We start from the raw sequence: 19307 nt of genomic DNA on the forward strand, positions 1-19307 counted from the left end.
AGCAGTGGGTGTGCAATTGTTTCGCGAGATGGCCGAACAATCGATCAGTCAGCTCTGCACAAGGTGTAGGGCGATTCTGTCGATGTTGAAATACAGATGAATGTCGAGACATTCGATCAGCCGTTCAGACGTCGTTGACGCGGCTGATCGATGCTCTGTTATCCGTGGCTTGAACGACCGGTCATTTCCAGCGCCATTTCGCCGGCATAGCTGTCGGTCATGCCGGCGATGAAATCAATCATGCGCAAGAACGAGGTGTGCAACGGGCCATGGGGATCGGGTGCATTGTTGCCCAACAGGTCGAGTATGCGCCGGTTCTTGAAGGAGGGCGTACGACCGTTGTGCTGCTCCAGTGCTGCGCCGCAAAAAGCATTGAGCAGGATTTCCAGGGTGGTGTAGGCGCCGATTTCGTGGAGCGTCTTGCGCTTGTCCTGGAAGATTTTTTTGCGTGCCATGTCCTTGGCATTCAAGACACAGCGTTTGGCCGGGCCATGCATGTGTTCGACAAGGTCCCCCGGCAGCGTGCCGGCCAACAGCGCATCCTGTTGTTCGACGAAGGCTCGGGCTGCTGCGTTGGTCAGGTGTTCGATGGCTTTGCCCCGCAGAATCGCCAGTTTGCGCCGCCGCGAATCCTGTGGACCGAGCTGGCGATAGGTTTCCGGGAGATCGTCGCCCACCAGGTCCAGCAGCAGGGACTCGACTTCGGCGTACTCCAGCAGTTCCATTTCCAGGCCATCTTCCAGATCGATCAGCGCGTAGCAGATGTCGTCGGCGGCCTCCATCAGATACACCAGCGGATGGCGCGCCCAGCGCTGCTCTTCCAGTTGGGGCAGGCCGAGTTTATGAGCGATCTGTTCCAGCAGCGGCAGTTCGCTCTGGTAGCAGCCGAACTTGTGCTTCTTGTAGCCCAGTGAGTCGGCGTGCCGGGCCGTCCACGGGTATTTCAGGTAGGTGCCCAGGGTGGCATAGGTCAGCCGGGTGCCTCCTTCGAACTGATGGTATTCAAGCTGGGTGAGCACCCGGAAACCTTGGGCATTGCCTTCGAAGTTGAGGAAGTCGTTGCGTTCGGCTTCGCTCATGGCATCCAGCCAGCCACGACCGGCGGCCTGCTGGAACCAGTGGCGGATCGCGTCTTCTCCAGAGTGGCCGAAGGGTGGGTTGCCGATGTCATGGGCCAGGCAAGCCGATTGCACCACCATCCCCAGGTCGCTCGGTTCACACCAGTCGGGCAGCGCGCTGCGGATGGTTTCACCGACGCGCATCCCCAGTGAACGACCGACGCAGCTGACTTCCAGCGAGTGGGTCAGGCGCGTATGAATGTGATCGTTGCTGGAGACCGGATGGACCTGGGTCTTGCGCCCGAGACGGCGAAACGCGCCTGAGAAAATGATCCGGTCATGGTCTTTATGGAAAGGACTGCGGCCGAGTTCTTCCGGGCTGTGCACAGGTTTTCCGAGGCGTTCGCGGGTAAGCAGGGTGTGCCAATCCAAGGCTGGTTTCTCCGTCAGGTGACTGAACCCCTAGCTTCCCGTTTCGCGCCGGTACCTGCAAGGAGAACTACAACCCCGCAGCGTCGATATCGATGAGCAGTAGCCGTTCGCCGTTATCGAAAAACTGCCCCGCAGTGAGGCAGTACTGATTGCTGGTGGCGTCGCGGTAAGTGTTGGAAAGCGTCAGACGCCGCTCATCCCAACCCTCGGCCAGCAAGTGATAGAAATAGGGGCGCCATGACCAGTTATGGCCCAGGTAGCGGTTATCGGCTTCCCAGCCATTGTTACGCCATTCCAGGTTGGGGGTCAGTTGCGTGCCGTGGCGGTCGCACTGATAAAAACGCAACAGCCAGGGAAACGCTTCCAGCTGCGGCAAGGCGCTGAGGGGCGCGCTGGCTTGAGCCCAGGCTTGCAGGATGGTCATCAGTTCGCTGAGTTGCTGGCGCATGATCATCAGGCGAGCGCGTTCAGTCAGCTTTTGCTGAACGTAACGCTGGCGCAGTTGCGCGAAGCGCTCGACAAAGGCGTCGGTGGCGAAGAAATCCGCTTGCGCTCGGGCGAACAGAAAGCCCTGTACGTAGCGTGAGCCGCACTCCAGGGCAAAATTCAGTTGAGCTTCGGTTTCCACGCCTTCGGCGATGATCCAGCAACCGGTTTTTTCCGCCATTTGCGCCAGTGCCTTGACCACATCGCTGCTGGGACCGCCCAACGCGGCGGCCTGGAACAACCGCATGTCGAGCTTGAGAATGTCCGGTTGCAGGGCCAGCACGCGATCGAGTTGAGAGTAACCGGCACCGAAGTCATCGATGGCGATCCGCGCCCCGGCTTGCCGGTAGCGGGCCACGACTTCAGCCAGACGCTGGCTGTCGCCGCCCAATTCGGTGATCTCGAAGACGATTCGCTGTGCATCGACACCATGCCTGCTCAGTTGCTTGAGGCTCGGCAGTGCCTGGTCCCGGCGCAAGCGGCTGATCCAGCGGGGGGAGATGTTCAGGCTGAGAAACCAGTCCGCGGGCGCTTCATGCAGACGGCTCAGGGCGTTGTCGCGAATCTGGCGATCGAGACGTCGCAGGGCGATGGCCGGGGTTCGCGGATCGGCGAACAGCGCACCTACTGAGGTCAGTTGACCATCGGCCTGGCGCAGTCGGCCCAGCGCTTCGACACCAGCGATACGGCCTGTGGCGGTATCGATGAATGGCTGAAAACAGGCGAGCGGTTGCCCGTCGATCACGAGGCCTCCTTAGTAAGGTGTTGTTCTGGATAAATACCTGGTCCCAGGTAGGCACGCAGGATCAACCTCTCGATAAAGAGGTTGATCCTGGTGGTATTGCAAGAATGCAGCCAGACAAGACTGATTAGTGTTTGCGCGAAGCGCTCTGCATGACCAGCTTGATCAGCGGCCCCAGTGCGGCGCCCAGGCTAACCAGCTTGGTCAGGCTGCCGATACCGCCGCTCTTGGCACCCTTGCCGGTCAGAAAGCCCAACCCGATCACGGCGGCTATGCCCCAGAGCGGGGCGTGTTTGATGCCGAAGCCGTCTTGCAGGCTTTGTGTCATGCCGCGCACCCGTTGCAGGGGCTGCAGCAGTTGTTGGGATTCGTGGCGAATTTCCTGGCGATGCATTTCCATGCGCAGACGGATCAGTGCCTTGCGCATTTCCGTTCGCGAACTATTGCGGGGAAGTTCAGGCATGCTCATGGCAACAGACGCTCCCGATCATTGGCCAGCTCTTCGAGGGTGCCATGGAAGGGTGAGGACTCATCGAAAATCGCCGCCCTCAAGCGCATTGCGCAGAACAACGCCGCAAAGGTGTAGAACACACAGAGCCCGATGATTGCCGCCAGGCGATAGGTGTCCCAAAACAGGATCAACACCAGCGTCGACAACCCCACTAACAACAACAAGGCAAAGACCAGCGTCAGGCCTGCAAACAGCAACAGGCTTACGGTGCGTGCTTTTTGCTCCTGCAGTTCGATGCCGAACAGTTCGACATGGCTATGCAGCAATCCAAGAAATGCGGCACCCAGGCGCCGCGATGAAGAGCGGGTGCCCGTCGCGGACGAGCCGGATTCATCGATTGCCATATCAGCGCCGAGTGGCCAGCAGACCAATCAGGAAACCCACGCCGGCTGCGATCCCGACCGATTGCCATGGGTTGGCCTGGACGTAATCTTCCGTGGCGGTGACAGCCGCTTTGCCGCGCTCGCGCAGGGAGTCTTCGGTCAGCTTCAGGGTTTCCCGGGCGCGCAGCAGACTGTCGCGGATCTGCTCACGCAGCTCATCGGCCTGATCACCGGCCAGGGATGCGGTGTGTTCCAGCAACCGTTCGGTGTCGCTGACCAGTGTCTGAAAATCTTCCATCAGAATTTCTTGAGCAGTCTTTGCCTTGATGCGTGCCATTGGTGATCTCCGTAAGTGGCTTCTGAAGCGTTCGAGTATGAGCCTTGCGCGAAGGTTCAGTACAAATGACTGGTACATCTTTTGCTACGTCGTGGTGCGTCAGCCGGCGCTATTGCGCTGTTGCCGGGCATGATTTCAGGAAAACCCTGACTCAAACAATTAAAACTCACGCAGAGCCTGCGGTCTTGTGCGCCAAAGCGGTTCATCCGGATCAGCGTTGCGGTCTGGATGAGCTGCAACTTGGTGCGTAGGTCATCTGCGCGAACTGCTTTGGTGCTTTTTTTCAGCCTTCAGGTCTGCCAATCCATGGAAAATCTGCAAAGTGCTGTGGACAGTCTGGTCCATAGCTCCAACACGTTGTTCATCCTTATCGGTGCGGTCATGGTTCTGGCCATGCACGCCGGTTTCGCCTTTCTTGAGGTCGGTACGGTTCGCCAAAAGAATCAGGTCAACGCCTTGTCGAAGATCCTCAGCGACTTCGCCATTTCGACCCTGGCCTACTTCTTTATAGGCTATTGGATTTCCTATGGGGTCAGTTTTATGCAACCGGCGGCGGTGATCACCGCCGATCATGGCTATGGGCTGGTGAAGTTTTTCTTTCTGCTGACCTTTGCCGCGGCGATACCGGCGATCATTTCCGGCGGCATCGCCGAGCGCGCCCGGTTCGTCCCGCAGTTGTGCGCGACGGCGCTGATCGTGGCGTTTATCTACCCCTTCTTCGAAGGCGTGGTCTGGAACGGCAACTTCGGTCTGCAAGCCTGGTTGCTGGCACGTTTTGGCGCCAGTTTCCATGACTTCGCCGGCTCCGTGGTGGTTCACGCCATGGGCGGCTGGCTGGCACTCGCGGCGGTGTTGCTGCTGGGGCCGAGGCAAGGTCGTTATCGCGACGGGCGACTGGTGGCATTCGCGCCGTCGAGCATTCCCTTTCTGGCGTTGGGGTCGTGGATCCTGATCGTCGGCTGGTTCGGTTTCAACGTGATGAGCGCCCAGACCCTGCAAGGAGTCAGCGGGCTGGTGGCAGTGAATTCGTTGATGGCCATGGTCGGCGGCACGGTGGCAGCGTTGATCGTCGGGCGCAATGACCCGGGCTTCCTGCATAACGGTCCGTTGGCTGGATTGGTGGCGATCTGCGCCGGTTCGGATCTGATGCACCCGGTGGGCGCATTGGTGACCGGCGCCATCGCCGGGGGCCTGTTTGTCTGGTGCTTTACCGCAGCTCAAGGCAAGTGGCGTATCGACGATGTGCTGGGTGTCTGGCCTTTGCATGGGTTGTGTGGTGTCTGGGGCGGGATCGCTTGCGGCATCTTCGGGCAAACCGCTTTGGGTGGTTTGGGGGGCGTGAGCCTGATCAGCCAGTTGATCGGCACCTCTTTGGGGGTAGTCGTGGCGCTGGCCGGTGGTTTTGCCGTGTATGGCGCGATCAAGGCGGTCCATGGCTTGCGCCTGAGCCAGGAAGAAGAGTATTACGGCGCGGATTTGTCGGTGCACAAGATCGGCGCCGTGAGCCAGGATTGAATCAGCGTTCCTCATCGTTGGCGCCAGGGTAAAAATCGTGCAGCAGGCGATAGCGGTCATGCCGTACCTGGTCGACCCGGTCCTGCACCTGCTGGCCGGGTATGCCCAGCATGATCAGCGCGTGGGAGGCGAGCATCAGGCTGGACTCCAGCAACTCGGGTACGACTTCACTGGCGCCGGCCGCCTTCAACTCGGCCAACTGGCTGTCATCCCGGGTGCGCACCAGGATCGGCACGGTCGGGTTGAACCGCCGTGCTTCCTTGAGAATCAGCAGGGCGATGTCTGTCTTGTCCACGGCAACCACCAACAGTCTTGCGCGCTCCAGTCCTATCGCGATCAGCAGCTCGCCGCGGCGTGAGTCGCCGTAGTGCACACTGCTTTCATTGACCACGGCTTCCTGGACCCGCACCGGATCGGTGTCCAACGCGATGTACGGTTGCTGAACATGACGCAGGAAACGCCCGATGGATTGACCGACGCGGCCGTAGCCACAGATCACCACGTGATTGTGCAGGCCGGCGTTGAGCGCGCTGATTTCTTCGAGTTCGGCTGCTTTGTTGGGTTTGCGGTGCAGACGCATGGCGATGCGGGGAGCGGCGCGCAGGAGTAAAGGCGTGACCAGCATCGAGCAGAACGTGGCGGCCAGCAGCAGGCCGCCGAGGTCGGCGGGCATCAGTTTGTTCTGTTGCATCTGCGCCATCAGGGCAAAACAGAACTCACCCCCCTGGGCCAATGCCAGGCCGCTGCGCCATGCAGTTTCGCCATCGCTGCCGCGCCATTTGACCAGCAGTGCGACCAGGGTGCCCTTGATCAGCAGCAACCCCAACGTCAGACCGAGAATCAGCAGACCGTGGCTGGCAAACAGGCGCAAGTCGATCAGCATGCCGATACTGACGAAGAACACTCCGAGCAGGATGTCGCGGAATGGACGGATGTCGGCCTCGATCTGATGTCGGTAGTGGCTTTCCCCCAGCAGCATGCCGGCGAGAAAGGCGCCCAGGGCAGGAGAGAGGCCGAGCAGGTGAGTCAGCCAGGCCGTCAGCAGAACAATCACCAGTGCCAACAGCACGAACAGCTCCGCGGACCGGGCCGCGGCGACTTCATGGAACAGCCGTGGCAGAAACCAGCGACTGACCAGCAGCAAACCGACGAACAGCACCAAGGTCTTGGCCAGCGTCAGCGGCAGCGCCCAATACCAAGCCTGGTCGCTGCTGCCGGCGAACACCGGCACAAGCGTCAGCAGCAACACCGCAATCACGTCCTGGAACAACAGCACGGCGATGGCATTCTGGCCGTGACGGCTGAATATCTCGCCGAGGCTGCTCAACTCCTTGCTGACAATGGCGGTGGACGACAGCGCCAGACCGGCACCGAGTAACAGGGCCGGTGTGATCGGCATGCCGAACAGCATCAGCAATGCTCCCAGCAAGATCCCGGACCCCAGCACTTGCAGGCTGCCCAGGCCAAACACCACCTGGCGCAGTGCGAGCATCTTCGACAGGGAAAACTCAAGCCCCAGGGAGAACAGCAGGAACACCACGCCCAATTCAGCCAGATCGGGCAAGTCTTCGTTTTCATTCACCCAGTTGAACGCTGTCGGCCCGATCATCAGCCCTACGCACAAGTAGCCCAGCACCGGTGGCAAACGCAGGCGCTGGAACAGTGCAATCACCACCAGGGAGGAGGCGAGGATGATCAACAAGTTGGCAAACACAAAAAACTCCGGTGAGGGTTCTGGCTACTCAAGCGTAGAGGCAAAAAAGACGCGAGCATTGCGCAAATGACCGGCGACGCAAATGATTTGCGTCAGAGTTTTGCCGAAATCTCTTGAAGTCACCGTTGCTCGGACGTCGGCTCGACGGCGTTTGATGGCGGGCCTAGAATGAGCGCTTACTTCGTTTGGTCTTGTCGTCATGCCTCCTGAATGTCAGCTGTTCGGCACCGTTGGTTGCCATCTTTGTGAAGTCGCCGAAGCACTTCTGATGCCCTTTGTCGAAAACGGGCTGTTGGTGGAGCTGGTGGATATCGCTGACGATGAAACCTGGTTCGAAGCCTACAGCCTGCGTATTCCGGTGTTGCGACGGGTCGATACCGGCGCTGAGCTGGGTTGGCCGTTCAGTGCCGATGAAGTGGTGGCGTTCCTGCGTTAACTCTGACGCTGCTGGCGATGCCCCACCTGTCGCGATCCTTGTTTCATCCATTGGCGAAAGGTCGGTTATTCAGTTACTGTATGTGCATACAGTTATTCGGATTGCCTGCCATGCTTCTCCCTGTTCGGGTTGGGGCAGATGATCCCGGACGTCAGAGGGATGAAATGTGGTCAATGTCGAACAATTGAAGAACAGCGTGAACCGGATGTCGGCGGACGTGGTACGCGAGGCGGTTCTCGAGTTGCGTCTGGATGGTCTGGTCACGGAAGGGAAAACGCCCTTCAATAAACTGCATTTCAATACTTGTTTCGCCGAAATCGAAGCCTTGTTCCAGCGTGCGGGTTATCACCGGCAGCTCGATGTCGTGGGCTATCAGGGGTTGTTGTATGCGCTTTATGATCCGGGGCGCTGGGAAGCGGTCGATGTGCTGCGCTGGCTCAAGGAGTTCACCGAAGCGGCCGCTCGAACGCAGTCAATACCGGCCTGAGGATTCTCTTCTAGGTTCGTTCCGGCCACTGTTGGATAATGCTGCCCTGCATTGAGGGTTAGAGTTTTTCGTATGTCCACTTCATCGTTTTCTGCTGCGCACAACCAGGCCAGCACGCTCTATCTGCCGCCTGGTCCGTGGCAGACCGTATTCGATTGCCTGTGCGAACACTTCAGCGCCATCGGTCGTGAGCAATGGCTGGACAGAATTGCTCGCGGTCGTGTCCTCGATGGGCAAGGCATGCCGATCGCTCTGGATCTGCCTTACAAGGAAGGTCTGCGGATTCATTATTTTCGTGAAGTACCGGACGAAAAACCGATTCCGGTGGTGGAGTCGATCCTCTATGCCGACGAGCATCTGGTGGTGGCGGACAAACCGCACTTCCTGCCGGTGACGCCGGCTGGGGAGTATGTGGAGCAGACATTGCTGCGACGATTGATCCGGCGACTGGATAACCCGCATCTGGTGCCTTTGCATCGTATTGACCGGCATACGGCAGGGCTGGTGCTGTTCTCAGCCAATCCTCAGAGTCGGTCGTCGTATCAGTCGTTGTTTCCTACACGCCAGATCGAAAAACGCTACGAAGCAATCGCCCGGGCATTGCCTGAACTGACTTTTCCGATGGTTCATAAAAGTCGACTCATCGATGGCGAGCCGTTCTTTCGCATGCAGGAAGGTCCGGGCGTCAGCAATACCGAGACGGCTGTCGAGGTCAGGGAAAAAAACGGTGAATTGTGGCGCTATGCGCTTTACCCGGTAACAGGCAAGAAACATCAGTTGCGAGTGCACATGGCGGCCCTGGGAGCTGGCATCTGCAATGACCCGTTCTATCCGCGAGTGCTCAAGGACGTAGAAGACGACTATGCCAACCCCTTGAAGCTGCTGGCCCAGGGATTGCGATTTGTTGATCCGGTTACGGGGCAGGAAAGAGAGTTCGAAAGCACAATCACCCTGGAGTGGTGATTACAGGCAAACCTGCTTTTCTTCAGCCACGAAAAAGCCCGCTTTAAAAGCGGGCTTTTCTGTATCCGATGGTCGCCGCAAAGATTACAACTCTTTAACGGTACGAACCTGATCTTTGTTGATACGGATGTGTTTGCCATCCAGCTGTTCGAACTCGTAAAAGCCCGATTCTTGATCGTACTTAGGCGCGTCGACGGCCTGGATTTCTCGACCGTCATTCAAGGTGATCACTGAAGGCGATGCACAACCGGCGAGGGTCGCAAGGCCCAGGGCGAGCATGAAAGTGGCGAGGGTCCGTTGGGTCATGGGTGTGTCTCCGAATGGAAAATCTTTTGAATACTGAGCTTGAGACGTATGCAGCGCGCGCAAGTTCCTTCGAGTGTCAGTCTGACACAGTGTGATGCGTGCTTAATAGTTCCGGCGTATTGAGGTTGGCCAGGCGAGGGTCGTTGTCGGGGCACTGCAGGGCCATGGCGCCCAATGTGCGCATCAGTCGGCCCGGGCTGCGCTCGCCTTCGTTCCAGGCCGTCTCGAAAGCCCCTGAAAGAACGACGGGAATCATGCACAGCAAAGGTTCCCAGTGTTCTCCATGACGCAGCATCAACGGTTTGTCCGGATGCTGCGCGGCAGTTTCACGCATGCTCTGGAGCAGCGCAGCATCGATGCGAGGCACATCGCAGGGCAATACCAGCAGGTGTGTGTGGCGGGCGGCCTTCAGGCCTGCGCGAATACCCGCCAACGGCCCCGGAAAGTCGCCTTCATCGTCATGGACCAACTGATCCGCATAAGGCGCATATTTCTCCAGGTTTCTGTTGCAGGAGATGATCAGATCATCACTCAGCAGACGGGTCTTGCGGTGCAGATGCGCGATCAGTGGCTCGCCGTGCCATTCCAGCAAACCCTTGTCCTGACCGCCCATGCGTTGGCCGCGCCCGCCCGCCAGGAGCAAAATGGAGCACGGCGCTAAAGGTGTTTCCGAGGTCATCGCACTTCTCCATGGGGGCGGCGAAAAAATGAGGCGCTGTGATATAACACCGGGCTGTTTCTCCTACAACTGGACGAGCCTATGAAAGCCAAGGCTGATGTACCTTTCGCACCGCTCAACATCGCGGTGCTGACTGTCAGCGATACCCGTACCCTGGAAACCGACACCTCAGGCCAGGTCTTCGTCGACCGCTTGAGCGCTGCCGGTCATAACCTGGCGGCCCGTGTATTGCTCAAAGATGATCTCTACAAAATTCGTGCGCAAGTGGCCAACTGGATTGCCGATGAAGTCGTGCAAGTGGTGCTGATCACTGGCGGTACCGGGTTTACCGGTCGTGACAGCACGCCCGAAGCGGTGAGTTGCCTGCTGGATAAGCAGGTCGATGGTTTTGGTGAACTGTTCCGGCAGATATCGGTGGCGGATATCGGTACTTCCACGGTTCAGTCCCGGGCCTTGGCCGGTCTGGCCAATGGCACGCTGGTTTGCTGCTTGCCGGGTTCGACCAATGCGGTGCGCACCGGTTGGGACGGCATTCTCGCCGAACAACTGGATTCCCGGCACCGTCCGTGCAATTTCGTGACCCATCTGAAACAGGCGGCACCCTGTGAATCCCGCGGGTAAGCCAGGCAAGACTGGCAGCCTGATGGCTGTCGAGGTGGCGCTCGCGCGGTTACTGGAAATGGCCGACGCCTCGAGAGTTCATCAGCACCAACGCTTGCCGTTGGCGCAGGTTCAGGGGCGTGTACTGGCTGCTGATCTGGTCTCGACACTTGATCTGCCGCCCTGGCCCAACAGTGCCATGGATGGGTATGCCTTGCGCGTCGCCGACTGGACGGGAGAACCGTTGCCGGTCAGCCAGAAGATTTTTGCGGGTCAGGCTCCGGAGCCCTTGAAGCCGGGGACCTGTGCGCGGATCTTCACCGGCGCGCCTGTGCCCGCGGGTGCCGACTGTGTCGAGATGCAGGAGAACGCCGAGGTTCAGGCGGATGAGCGGGTACGTTTCACCCAGACCATGACCCCGGGACAGAACATCCGACCACAAGGCCAGGAAACCACCGCCGGTGAGTTGATCTTGCCCGCCGGTACACGCCTGGGTCCCATCGAACAGGGGCTGGCGGCATCGTTGGGATGCGCTGAACTGGACGTGGTTCGCAAGGTTCGTGTTGCGGTTTTGTCTACCGGGGATGAGCTGATTGAGCCGGGCCAGGCCCTTGGACCGGGACAGATCTACAACAGCAATCGAGTGTTGCTTTGCAGCTGGTTGCAGCGCTTGGGCTGTGAGGTGATTGATGCTGGCATTCTTCCCGATGATTTAGCGACCACGCGTGCCCGTCTCGGCGAGTTGAAGGATGTCGACCTGATTCTCTCCACCGGTGGCGTATCGGTGGGAGAAGCCGACTTTCTGGGGATTGCCTTGCGGGAAGAGGGCGAGTTGACCCTGTGGAAGCTTGCTATCAAGCCAGGCAAGCCGCTGACGTTCGGGCATTTTCGCGGTGTGCCTGTCATTGGTTTGCCCGGCAATCCGGCGTCAACCCTGGTGACTTTTGCTCTGTTGGCGAGGCCCTACCTCTTGCGCCGCCAAGGCGTAAAAGAGATCGAACCCCTGAAGTTTCAGGTACCGGCAGGGTTTGTCTGGCCAAAGGCCGGTAACCGACGTGAGTACTTGCGCGGACGTCTGGAGAATGGCCGGGCAATCATCTACAAGAATCAGAGCTCTGGCGTACTGCGCAGTGCCGCCTGGGCGGACGGTCTGGTTGAAGTGCTGGAGGACCGTACGCTGATCGAGGGTGATAGTGTGAGCTTCATCCCGTTGAGTGAAGTCCTGGGGTGATGCAGGTCCTGGTTCTGCCACGCAAGCCCGGTCGAAAGCGTTGGGGCTTGCGTGCATGACCGTTCCTTAATTTGCCAGAAGTGTCACGACCTGATCGAAGCGACTGTTGGAGATCCAGCTCAAAAGCCCCAGGACCACAGCTGTTCCGCCAGCGGAATAGGCAAGCCTGTGCTTGATGGATTTGACGTCGCCGCGGACTTCATCCAGGTCTCTGCGGATGTACTTGAGATGTGTCTCCAGTTCAGTGACGCGAGGTTCCATATCAACTTCTCCGGTGGGCTTTGCGCCGCTTTTGAATTCAGCCTGCTGATTGACGTGATTGTCCGAGAACGGCGTAACCGGAGTTACCGGTAGTCTGAGGTCATGGCTATGCATGGAATAATTGGCTCCTTGCGTTAAAACCATTCAGGTGGCCGATACTGTTATTACTTACGATTTTTGGGGACCTTAAAGGGGTTCCATTCATTGTTTGCACGTCCCTGTGACATTTACTGGTGATGACTGATAACCGCTGACACAACGGTGTACCAATTGCCCTGATGGGTCAATTGAGCCGATTCCTCAGGTTTTGTAAGAAAAAATACCGCTCTGTAGGACTCAAGTGTCCTTCCCCGGGAAATAATTGAAATCCTTGCGACTTTTATGAGGGGGTGCGAGGTCAACATCTCTCATACGGACTCGGAAAGGGGAGTGATCAAAATGCGCGAGCGCAAGGCGTTGTTGATTCTGCATGGCAAGCAGGCACTCAATGAGCAGGTCCGTTCAGCTGTCGAAGGCAAGCGCCAACAAGGCTGGGAGCTGGCTGTTCGACTGACCTGGGAGGCCGGTGATGCGCAGCGGCTGGTGGGGGAAGCGTTGACGGCGGGCTATACGCAGCTGATTGCCGGCGGCGGCGATGGCACCTTGCGTGATATCGCCGAAGCCATGGCGGCGCATTCGACGCAGGCCAGCCTGGTGCTTTTGCCCTTGGGCACCGCCAACGATTTTGCACGCGCCGCTGGTGTGCCCCTGGAGCCCGCTCAAGCGCTGGAGCTTTTGGAGGCCGCCCCGCATGCCATTGATCTGGGGGAGGTCGGCGGGCAGGTTTTTCTGAACATGGCCACGGGCGGCTTTGGCAGTCAGGTCACGGCCAATACTTCCGAGGATCTGAAGAAAATTCTTGGCGGCGCGGCTTATCTCTTCACCGGTTTATCGCGCTTCAGTGAGTTGCATGCGGCCTATGGCGAGTTGCAGGGGCCGGATTTTCACTGGGCCGGTGAGCTGTTGGCATTAGGCATCGGCAATGGCCGACAGGCTGGCGGTGGTCATATGTTGTGCCCGCAGGCGCTGGCTGACGATGGTCTGCTGGATATCAGCATTTTGCCCGCGCCCCAGGAAGTGGTCGGTACCTTGAAAGACCTGCTGACCGATGGTTTCGGAATCGACAGCATGTTTGTGCGAGCCCGCTTGCCGTGGGTCGAGATCAAAGTATCGGAGGGCCTTTATATCAACCTTGATGGTGAGCCTCTGGAGGGCGATAACCTGCGTTTTTCGGCACGGCCGGCGGCATTGCGGGTGCATTTGCCCGAGGACTCGCCGCTGCTGAGCGGCTCGAATCCGGCTAATCGTCCAGACTGATGATTTGCTCGCGCACGGCGAACAACACCAGGCCGGCCACATCGTAGATCTGCAAGCGTTTCATGATCTGCGAGCGGTGGGTTTCGACAGTCTTGATGCTCAGGCCCAAGCCATTGGCAATTTCCCGGGTGGATTTTCCGCGAACAATCAATCGCAGGATTTCCAGCTGGCGTGCCGTCAGGTTGTGCGAGTCCTGGGTTGGTGCCTGATTTTTCTGGGTTCGGGTCAGCGCCTGGTTGATGACGGTGTGGGCAATGGCCGGGCTCAGGTAGCGTTCGTTACTGCGCAAGGCATCCAGGGCATGCTCGAGCTCGGTGGCCGTGGTGTCTTTGAGCAGGTAGCCATGAGCCCCGGATTCGAGTGCTTGCATGATGAGCGCCGGGTCGGTGTGCATCGACAGGATGAGCACTTTGCACTGCGGACGTACTCGTTTGAGTCGCTGCAAGGCTTCAAGGCCACCGGTTTTCCTCATGGAGATATCCAGCAGGATGATGTCCGGGGACAGTTGCTCGACCATCTCGAGTAACTGCGAGCCGTCACTGGCCTCCCCAATGACCGCATAGCCGGGAATATCCAGTACCAGAGCGCGCACGCCAGCCCTGATAAGCGAGTGGTCGTCCACCAGAAGTAAGTTACAAGTCAACGCATAACCTTATTCGTACTGGCCCGTTCCAGCGCACGGGGCGCCCAGGGGAAGAGTGCTTCGATTTGAGTGCCTTTGCCCGGCTCGCTGGTCACGGTCAGCGTGCCGCCTAACTGATCGATCCGCTCCGACATTCCGGCCATTCCGCGTTGCCCCTCCCGAGCAGGGTCTGCCGCTGGCTCGAACCCCAGGCCATCGTCACTGATTAACAACGTCAGTCCTTGGGGCAGACGTTGCAGGCGGACCAACAGATTCCTGGCTTCGGCATGGCGCAGCATATTGGTAACCGCTTCTTGAGTGATGCGAAAGGCCGCCACCGCCATTTCTTCCGGTATGCCAGTCAAACGTTGATGGCATTCCAGGCTCCAGTTCACGGACGTATTGGCCAGGGTTCTGAGTAAATGCGCACGCAGACTGGCTTCCAGCCCGAGACTGGTCAACTGTCGTGGGTTCAGGATGGCTGATACATCACGAACTTTGGTCAGGGTTTCGTCCAGCGTATCGCAGAGGACCGAACATTGACCCTGCAGTTCTTCAGGCAATCGACGTTTGAGCCATTCACTTTGAAGTTTTGCGGCGGTCAGCAATTGGCCAATATCATCATGCAGTTCCCGACTGAGCCGGTGACGTTCGTTTTCCTGAACTTCCAGCAGACGGTCGGCCAATTCTTGAGGCTGAAACTTTATCGATTTGAGCGAGAGGCGATGCCCCACCCAGACGCAGGTCAGCGCCGCAGTATTGAGCACCAGCAGACTCACCGGCAGAGGCATCGACAAGCTGTAGACCAACAGGCTGCCAAGTGCCGAGCAGGTGCACACGAAAAGCGTGAACCGGCGCGCGCTTTTTCGGGAGGGTGGCCACAGGGCGATTGACTTGAGGCTGGCGTACATAGCGGATGGAGCCAATGGATGTTCGCTGCGGGCAGACCGGTCATAAGGGCTGACGGGTCTCTGTTTGAAAATAGGTTGTATGAGTCGCCTTTAATGACGGCAGTGCAATGCTCGAAATAAAGCCTTCAATGTTATGGGCTTGTTCGCGCCAAAGGGCACTCTGTCATTAATTGACGTCAACGAATGGGCGGCATAATACCACTTAAGATACCGTTGGTCGCGTTCGGCATATAGGTAGGTACCTTCAGGAAATAACGTTTTTGGACGATAGTTCCACAATGGATAAACTTTTGATTTTTATCTTCGAAAGATATCGAGTGTGCCAGGCGTTTTGTTTTTATTGGCAGGCACTATCTGAAGTCGGGGCCGGGGTAACTATTTGTTTCGAGCTGCCATCGACGGGTATGAAATATTCAATTGCGGTATGCGCACACTCAAGTTACAGGGCGGCATCATTACAATAAAAAATGCGCAACACGGGGTTGGTGAATTTAAGCCTGCCGTTCAGAGAACGAAACGAGCCTGAACTGCTTGGAGTGGCTGGGCGGCTGAAACTGACTTTGTCCCACTTGAAATGCAAACGCTTCGATCAGGGACGTCTGTTCACTGTCATCGAGGCCGAGTTGGCCGGTGGTCTGGTCGATGAGTTCGAGTTGCCAGGCCATTAACGTGAAGCAATCCTTGAGCGCATCCAGGGCCTGATCATGCAGGTCCATGTGATTCTGGGCGTGGCTCAGCAATCCATGAATGTGCAGCGAGAATTCCGAAACCGTTGCCAGTGCCAGGGCATCGGCCTTGCTTGCCAGCTTGAGGAGGGTGCTGAGCATGCAATCGATGGCGTCCTTGTCATTGCTGATCAACTGCAAATGACTCAGGCACTCCTCGGTCTTGGCCAGGAGTGTTTCAGCCTCGACGAGAAACTCCGGAAATCCCTGGGCCCACTCTTTAGGGTTGTTCGCCATGCTTATCTCCACAACGTCATGTCAGATGAGGGAATGTCGTGTGTGTCGACGAGAACCTTACGTGTCCCGGCGCTGCCATGCCTTGGTGAGATCGCGCTCTGGCAGGCTTGGGCACCGACTGGGGAGCTCGAGAGGGTGGATGGCCACTGACCTGCGATCGCACACAAAAGCCTGACTCCGTTCATGCAATGAGAATGGCGTCACATTAATGGCTATTGGATATTGCGAATATCAGGTTGGGCCTGATTGTGCCTAGGGGAATCCCTTACACAGGGGAACCTAACGTGCAAACCAAGGTCGTGCCGCAAGGGATGAAGCAGATGGAATCACGGGGTCAGTAAAGCATGATGTTAATGTGACATCAATGCTTGGACATGGCATTTTGTCCGGGGGTCAAGATTCGACAAAAACTGCCGATAACTCTCTTTAGTGAATTCATCAGAACAAGCCCAGGAGTCATTAATGGCCGGCATTCTCGACACGGTAGACCAACGCACGCAACTGGTGGGTGAGAATCGCCTGGAAATTCTCATGTTCCGGCTGGCCGGACGGCAATTGTTCGCGATCAACGTCTTCAAGGTCCAGGAAGTGCTGCAGCTGCCGAAGCTGACCCTGATGCCGCAGCGCCACCCCTTTGTTTGTGGCGTGGTCAACCTGCGTGGCCAGACGCTGCCGGTGATCGACTTGTCCCAGGCCATCGGCATGCGTCCGCTGGTACCAAGCTCCACCAGTACGATCATCGTCACCGAGTACAACCGTTCGGTGCAGGCGTTCCTGGTCGGTGGCGTGGACCGCATCGTCAATATGAACTGGGAAGCCATTCTGCCGCCGCCGACCAGCGCCGGTCGCCAGCATTACCTGACCGCCATCAGCAAGGTCGATGATCAGCTGGTGGAAATCATCGACGTCGAAAAAGTCCTGGCCGAAATCGTGCCATACAACGCCAAGGTCTCTCGCGACAAACTCGACGATCCGGTTCTGGAGCGCGCCCGTGGCCGTGAAGTGCTGCTGGTGGATGACTCGAACGTGGCTCTGTCGCAATTGCGCGACACCTTGGGTCAGTTGGGCGTGAAAATGCATATCGCCAGTGATGGCTTGAAGGCGCTGAACATGCTCAAGGCCTGGGCTGATACCGGTGTGAACATGACTGACAAGCTGTTGATGATCTTCACCGATGCGGAAATGCCGGAGATGGACGGCTATCGCCTGACCACCGAGATCCGCAACGACCCCCGTTTGCGCGGCCTTTATGTGGTCTTGCACACCTCGCTGTCGGGTAGCTTCAATGACTCGATGGTCAAGAAGGTCGGCTGCGACAACTTCCTCTCCAAATTCCAGCCCGACAAACTCGTCGACGTGGTGCGTCAGCGCCTGATGCTCGATGCAGTTCCGGCCTGATAGCGAACTGGAAGAGCGCGGTGGCAGGGTTTGGGGGTGCTGCGCAGCCCAACGGGGCAAGCCCTCTCGCCACAGGGCCTTTGATTCGGCGATCAAGCTCGTATAGGGTGGCGTTTTTGCCCACCAGGGAGCTGTGGCCATGCGTCTGAGCGCGCTTTATCGTTTTCCGTTGAAATCCGGCAAGGGCGAGACCTTGAATCAGGTCAGCCTGGATAAACTGGGGCTGGACGGCGACCGACGCTGGATGCTGGTGGACGAGGCCAGCGGGCGCTTTCTGACCCAGCGCGCGGAGGCGAAAATGAGTCAGCTGTCGGCGTTGTGGAACGCAAGCGGTGGCTTGACCCTCAGTGCCCAAGGCCATTCACCGATCGATATCGCCTTGCCCGCCAGCGATGCAGAGCTGCGTGGCGTGACCATCTGGCGCGACACCTTGCGCGTGCCCGATGCCGGGGATGCGGCGGGAGCCTGGGTCAGTGAGTTCATCGGCAAGCCGACGCGTCTGGTGCATGTGCCGCTCGATCGTGCTCGGACCACCCAGGCCGGCTACGGCAAGGACGACGATCAGGTGGCTTTTGCCGACGGCTTTCCGTTGTTGCTGATTGGCCAGGCGTCGCTGGAAGACTTGTCGCAACGGGTCGGGCGACCGCTGGAGATGCTGCGCTTTCGGCCCAATCTGGTGATCGAGGGCAGCGAGGCGTACGCCGAAGATGGCTGGAAGCGCATCCGCATTGGCGATGTCGAGTTCCGCGTGGTCAAGTCCTGCTCACGTTGCATTCTGACCACCATCGACCCGCAGACCGGCGAACGTAGCGATGACCGCGAACCTCTGGCGACCTTGCAGCAATATCGGGCTCAAGAGGACGGCGCGATGTTCGGGCAGAACCTGGTCAATGACGGTAACGGTCGGCTCGAAGTCGGCATGCCGGTGACGATCCTCGAATAGCAGCCCTGATAAAAAAATGCCCGTGTTCTTGGACACGGGCATTTTTTTTCGCTGTGAAACCCTAGGGGTTTAGCCGCGGTATTCGCACAGGTAAGCGGTGTCGACGGCCACTTTCAGCTGGAACTTGCTGTTGGCGGGCACGTTGAACTGGCTGCCGGCGGCGAAGGTTTGCCAGTCGCTGCTGTCAGGCAGTTTGACGGTCAGGGCGCCGGACACCACGTGCATGATTTCACGCTGGCTGGTGCCGAATTCGTATTCGCCCGGTGCCATGACGCCGATGGTCGCCGGACCTTCAGCGGTGCCAAAGGCGATCGACTTGACGGTGCCGTCGAAGTACTCGTTGACTTTAAACATGGGCGATTCCTCGAAAAGGGCTAAAAAGGGCCGGCCAGTATGCACAAGGTGTCGATAGGCGTCACCTCCCGCACTCAAGGATTGGCGGGGAAAATCAGCGGTAACAGGCGCGCGGTATTGCGCGCATCCTCCAGCGCCCGATGCTGCTGACCGTTGAACTGCAGGCCCGCCAGTTGCAGGGCGCCATTAAGCCCCAGCGGGCGCTCCAGTCGACAGGCCTTGGCGAAACGTTGCTTGAGATTCATGTGCGGCACCCGGCTCAGAGCGCTGTCGAGGTGCAGCCGCTGCCATTCCTGAAGCAGCTGTTTGCGGTCGTAGTCACCCCAACTGGCCCAGCCTTCCAGATCCGAGAGATGCTGGTCAAGCCAGTGTTCGAACGAAACCCAGACGTCGCTCAGAGGCTGGGCAGCGTCGACATTGGCCTGGGTGATGTGGGTCAATTCGCGGCAAAACGGGGTCAACAGGGGCCGACGCAACGGGCGCACGAAGCACTGGAAGTGATCCAGTTCCCGGCCTTTGCGGTCCACGAGGGTGGCGCCGATTTCGATGATTTCCATTTCTGTTACTGGCCAGCCGCCCTCATCGGTGGTGGCTTCCAGATCAATGACCAGCCAGTGAGGCATTGCAGGTTTCCTGGTATCCGCATCCTGATAGGGCTTGAGCGTAGCCAAACCCGGCGG

General features: G+C 58.4%; 23 protein-coding genes. 9 read left to right on the forward strand and 14 right to left on the reverse strand.

Annotated elements, in window-relative coordinates:
• Nucleotides 1-158: 158 nt before the first annotated feature.
• The 5 genes from AC1D2Q_RS14685 to AC1D2Q_RS14705 all read right to left on the reverse strand — a co-directional run bounded on the left by AC1D2Q_RS14685 (nt 159) and on the right by AC1D2Q_RS14705 (nt 3889).
• On the reverse strand, nt 159-1490 hold the full coding sequence (locus AC1D2Q_RS14685) for a deoxyguanosinetriphosphate triphosphohydrolase (RefSeq protein WP_019650563.1): 1332 nt from the start codon (nt 1488-1490) through the stop codon (nt 159-161).
• A gap of 67 nt (nt 1491-1557) precedes the next feature.
• Nucleotides 1558-2721 (reverse strand): EAL domain-containing protein, encoded by a 1164-nt coding sequence (locus AC1D2Q_RS14690; protein WP_477813627.1) that lies wholly within the window; start codon nt 2719-2721, stop codon nt 1558-1560.
• Between the two features lie 124 nt (nt 2722-2845).
• Entirely contained in the window at nt 2846-3187 is a 342-nt protein-coding gene (locus AC1D2Q_RS14695; protein WP_477813628.1) for a hypothetical protein, read from the reverse strand.
• On the reverse strand, nt 3184-3573 hold the full coding sequence (locus AC1D2Q_RS14700) for a phage holin family protein (RefSeq protein ID WP_477813629.1): 390 nt from the start codon (nt 3571-3573) through the stop codon (nt 3184-3186). The genes AC1D2Q_RS14695 and AC1D2Q_RS14700 overlap by 4 nt, the downstream gene beginning before the upstream one ends.
• A gap of 1 nt (nt 3574) precedes the next feature.
• Nucleotides 3575-3889, reverse strand: a complete 315-nt coding sequence (locus AC1D2Q_RS14705) for an ElaB/YgaM/YqjD family protein (protein ID WP_253426293.1) — start codon at nt 3887-3889, stop codon at nt 3575-3577.
• Nucleotides 3890-4195: 306 nt separating this feature from the next.
• Here AC1D2Q_RS14705 and AC1D2Q_RS14710 point away from each other — a divergent pair, with 306 nt between their 5' ends.
• On the forward strand, nt 4196-5404 hold the full coding sequence (locus AC1D2Q_RS14710) for an ammonium transporter (protein ID WP_477813630.1): 1209 nt from the start codon (nt 4196-4198) through the stop codon (nt 5402-5404).
• 1 nt (nt 5405) lies between these two features.
• On the opposite strand, the gene AC1D2Q_RS14715 is transcribed toward AC1D2Q_RS14710, so the two are convergent.
• Nucleotides 5406-7118 carry a cation:proton antiporter gene (locus tag AC1D2Q_RS14715; protein ID WP_305409736.1) on the reverse strand — a complete coding sequence of 571 codons (1713 nt, stop codon included), beginning with the start codon at nt 7116-7118 and terminating at the stop codon, nt 5406-5408.
• A 199-nt stretch (nt 7119-7317) separates the two neighbouring features.
• Between AC1D2Q_RS14715 and AC1D2Q_RS14720 the strand changes: the two genes are divergently transcribed.
• The 3 genes from AC1D2Q_RS14720 to AC1D2Q_RS14730 all read left to right on the forward strand — a co-directional run bounded on the left by AC1D2Q_RS14720 (nt 7318) and on the right by AC1D2Q_RS14730 (nt 9004).
• Nucleotides 7318-7554 carry a glutaredoxin family protein gene (locus AC1D2Q_RS14720; RefSeq protein WP_428635049.1) on the forward strand — a complete coding sequence of 79 codons (237 nt, stop codon included), beginning with the start codon at nt 7318-7320 and terminating at the stop codon, nt 7552-7554.
• 166 nt (nt 7555-7720) lie between these two features.
• The gene (locus AC1D2Q_RS14725) at nt 7721-8041 is read left to right on the forward strand and encodes a hypothetical protein (RefSeq protein WP_007895054.1); all 321 of its coding nucleotides are present in this window, start codon (nt 7721-7723) and stop codon (nt 8039-8041) included.
• Nucleotides 8042-8113: 72 nt separating this feature from the next.
• Entirely contained in the window at nt 8114-9004 is an 891-nt protein-coding gene (locus AC1D2Q_RS14730; RefSeq protein WP_477813631.1) for a pseudouridine synthase, read from the forward strand.
• Between the two features lie 84 nt (nt 9005-9088).
• On the opposite strand, the gene AC1D2Q_RS14735 is transcribed toward AC1D2Q_RS14730, so the two are convergent.
• Together AC1D2Q_RS14735 and mobA are read right to left on the reverse strand one after the other, a co-directional pair.
• Nucleotides 9089-9310 (reverse strand): YgdI/YgdR family lipoprotein, encoded by a 222-nt coding sequence (locus AC1D2Q_RS14735; RefSeq protein ID WP_007940041.1) that lies wholly within the window; start codon nt 9308-9310, stop codon nt 9089-9091.
• Nucleotides 9311-9386: 76 nt separating this feature from the next.
• Nucleotides 9387-9989 carry a molybdenum cofactor guanylyltransferase MobA gene (gene mobA / locus AC1D2Q_RS14740; protein ID WP_477813632.1) on the reverse strand — a complete coding sequence of 201 codons (603 nt, stop codon included), beginning with the start codon at nt 9987-9989 and terminating at the stop codon, nt 9387-9389.
• Nucleotides 9990-10070: 81 nt separating this feature from the next.
• Here mobA and moaB point away from each other — a divergent pair, with 81 nt between their 5' ends.
• Both moaB and AC1D2Q_RS14750 read left to right on the forward strand, forming a co-directional pair.
• Nucleotides 10071-10610: a molybdenum cofactor biosynthesis protein B gene (gene moaB / locus AC1D2Q_RS14745; protein WP_007940044.1), complete on the forward strand. Its 540-nt coding sequence runs from the start codon at nt 10071-10073 to the stop codon at nt 10608-10610.
• A complete protein-coding gene (locus AC1D2Q_RS14750; protein ID WP_477813633.1) occupies nt 10594-11820 on the forward strand; it encodes a molybdopterin molybdotransferase MoeA in 1227 nt (408 codons plus the stop codon). Before moaB ends, AC1D2Q_RS14750 begins: the two co-directional genes overlap by 17 nt.
• 66 nt (nt 11821-11886) lie before the next feature.
• Here AC1D2Q_RS14750 and AC1D2Q_RS14755 read toward each other — a convergent pair whose 3' ends face one another.
• Nucleotides 11887-12195 carry a hypothetical protein gene (locus AC1D2Q_RS14755; protein ID WP_477813634.1) on the reverse strand — a complete coding sequence of 103 codons (309 nt, stop codon included), beginning with the start codon at nt 12193-12195 and terminating at the stop codon, nt 11887-11889.
• A gap of 324 nt (nt 12196-12519) precedes the next feature.
• On the opposite strand from AC1D2Q_RS14755, the gene yegS reads away from it, so the two are divergent.
• The gene (gene yegS, locus AC1D2Q_RS14760) at nt 12520-13437 is read left to right on the forward strand and encodes a lipid kinase YegS (protein WP_477813635.1); all 918 of its coding nucleotides are present in this window, start codon (nt 12520-12522) and stop codon (nt 13435-13437) included.
• On the opposite strand, the gene AC1D2Q_RS14765 is transcribed toward yegS, so the two are convergent.
• The 3 genes from AC1D2Q_RS14765 to AC1D2Q_RS14775 all read right to left on the reverse strand — a co-directional run bounded on the left by AC1D2Q_RS14765 (nt 13421) and on the right by AC1D2Q_RS14775 (nt 15932).
• Nucleotides 13421-14080, reverse strand: a complete 660-nt coding sequence (locus tag AC1D2Q_RS14765) for a response regulator (RefSeq protein ID WP_477813636.1) — start codon at nt 14078-14080, stop codon at nt 13421-13423. The two genes, yegS and AC1D2Q_RS14765, sit on opposite strands and share 17 nt — an antisense overlap.
• Nucleotides 14077-14970: a sensor histidine kinase gene (locus tag AC1D2Q_RS14770; RefSeq protein ID WP_192379618.1), complete on the reverse strand. Its 894-nt coding sequence runs from the start codon at nt 14968-14970 to the stop codon at nt 14077-14079. Before AC1D2Q_RS14770 ends, AC1D2Q_RS14765 begins: the two co-directional genes overlap by 4 nt.
• Nucleotides 14971-15461: 491 nt before the next feature.
• A complete protein-coding gene (locus tag AC1D2Q_RS14775) occupies nt 15462-15932 on the reverse strand; it encodes a hypothetical protein (RefSeq protein ID WP_192379591.1) in 471 nt (156 codons plus the stop codon).
• A 462-nt stretch (nt 15933-16394) separates the two neighbouring features.
• Here AC1D2Q_RS14775 and AC1D2Q_RS14780 point away from each other — a divergent pair, with 462 nt between their 5' ends.
• Together AC1D2Q_RS14780 and AC1D2Q_RS14785 are read left to right on the forward strand one after the other, a co-directional pair.
• The gene (locus AC1D2Q_RS14780) at nt 16395-17330 is read left to right on the forward strand and encodes a chemotaxis protein CheV (protein WP_192379592.1); all 936 of its coding nucleotides are present in this window, start codon (nt 16395-16397) and stop codon (nt 17328-17330) included.
• Between the two features lie 139 nt (nt 17331-17469).
• Entirely contained in the window at nt 17470-18273 is an 804-nt protein-coding gene (locus AC1D2Q_RS14785; RefSeq protein WP_192379593.1) for an MOSC domain-containing protein, read from the forward strand.
• Nucleotides 18274-18342: 69 nt separating this feature from the next.
• Here the strand turns inward: AC1D2Q_RS14785 and ppnP are convergent, their stop codons facing one another.
• Both ppnP and AC1D2Q_RS14795 read right to left on the reverse strand, forming a co-directional pair.
• Nucleotides 18343-18627, reverse strand: coding sequence for a pyrimidine/purine nucleoside phosphorylase (gene ppnP, locus AC1D2Q_RS14790; RefSeq protein WP_018929993.1), 285 nt, complete (start codon nt 18625-18627; stop codon nt 18343-18345).
• 74 nt (nt 18628-18701) lie between these two features.
• Entirely contained in the window at nt 18702-19250 is a 549-nt protein-coding gene (locus tag AC1D2Q_RS14795; protein WP_477813637.1) for a 3'-5' exonuclease, read from the reverse strand.
• Nucleotides 19251-19307: the final 57 nt, after the last annotated feature.

The organism is Pseudomonas sp. P1_A1, assembly GCF_056406935.1.

Bases quoted from the DNA above. Each gene is read 5' to 3' on its own strand.
- AC1D2Q_RS14695 (WP_477813628.1), bottom strand. From the start codon at position 3,187: ATGAGCATGCCTGAACTTCCCCGCAATAGTTCGCGAACGGAAATGCGC.
- AC1D2Q_RS14700 (WP_477813629.1), bottom strand. From the start codon at position 3,573: ATGGCAATCGATGAATCCGGCTCGTCCGCGACGGGCACCCGCTCTTCA.
- AC1D2Q_RS14705 (WP_253426293.1), bottom strand. From the start codon at position 3,889: ATGGCACGCATCAAGGCAAAGACTGCTCAAGAAATTCTGATGGAAGAT.
- AC1D2Q_RS14710 (WP_477813630.1), top strand. From the start codon at position 4,196: ATGGAAAATCTGCAAAGTGCTGTGGACAGTCTGGTCCATAGCTCCAAC.
- AC1D2Q_RS14720 (WP_428635049.1), top strand. From the start codon at position 7,318: ATGCCTCCTGAATGTCAGCTGTTCGGCACCGTTGGTTGCCATCTTTGT.
- AC1D2Q_RS14730 (WP_477813631.1), top strand. From the start codon at position 8,114: ATGTCCACTTCATCGTTTTCTGCTGCGCACAACCAGGCCAGCACGCTC.
- AC1D2Q_RS14735 (WP_007940041.1), bottom strand. From the start codon at position 9,310: ATGACCCAACGGACCCTCGCCACTTTCATGCTCGCCCTGGGCCTTGCG.
- mobA (WP_477813632.1), bottom strand. From the start codon at position 9,989: ATGACCTCGGAAACACCTTTAGCGCCGTGCTCCATTTTGCTCCTGGCG.
- moaB (WP_007940044.1), top strand. From the start codon at position 10,071: ATGAAAGCCAAGGCTGATGTACCTTTCGCACCGCTCAACATCGCGGTG.
- AC1D2Q_RS14755 (WP_477813634.1), bottom strand. From the start codon at position 12,195: ATGCATAGCCATGACCTCAGACTACCGGTAACTCCGGTTACGCCGTTC.
- yegS (WP_477813635.1), top strand. From the start codon at position 12,520: ATGCGCGAGCGCAAGGCGTTGTTGATTCTGCATGGCAAGCAGGCACTC.
- AC1D2Q_RS14770 (WP_192379618.1), bottom strand. From the start codon at position 14,970: ATGTACGCCAGCCTCAAGTCAATCGCCCTGTGGCCACCCTCCCGAAAA.
- AC1D2Q_RS14775 (WP_192379591.1), bottom strand. From the start codon at position 15,932: ATGGCGAACAACCCTAAAGAGTGGGCCCAGGGATTTCCGGAGTTTCTC.
- AC1D2Q_RS14780 (WP_192379592.1), top strand. From the start codon at position 16,395: ATGGCCGGCATTCTCGACACGGTAGACCAACGCACGCAACTGGTGGGT.
- AC1D2Q_RS14785 (WP_192379593.1), top strand. From the start codon at position 17,470: ATGCGTCTGAGCGCGCTTTATCGTTTTCCGTTGAAATCCGGCAAGGGC.
- ppnP (WP_018929993.1), bottom strand. From the start codon at position 18,627: ATGTTTAAAGTCAACGAGTACTTCGACGGCACCGTCAAGTCGATCGCC.
- AC1D2Q_RS14795 (WP_477813637.1), bottom strand. From the start codon at position 19,250: ATGCCTCACTGGCTGGTCATTGATCTGGAAGCCACCACCGATGAGGGC.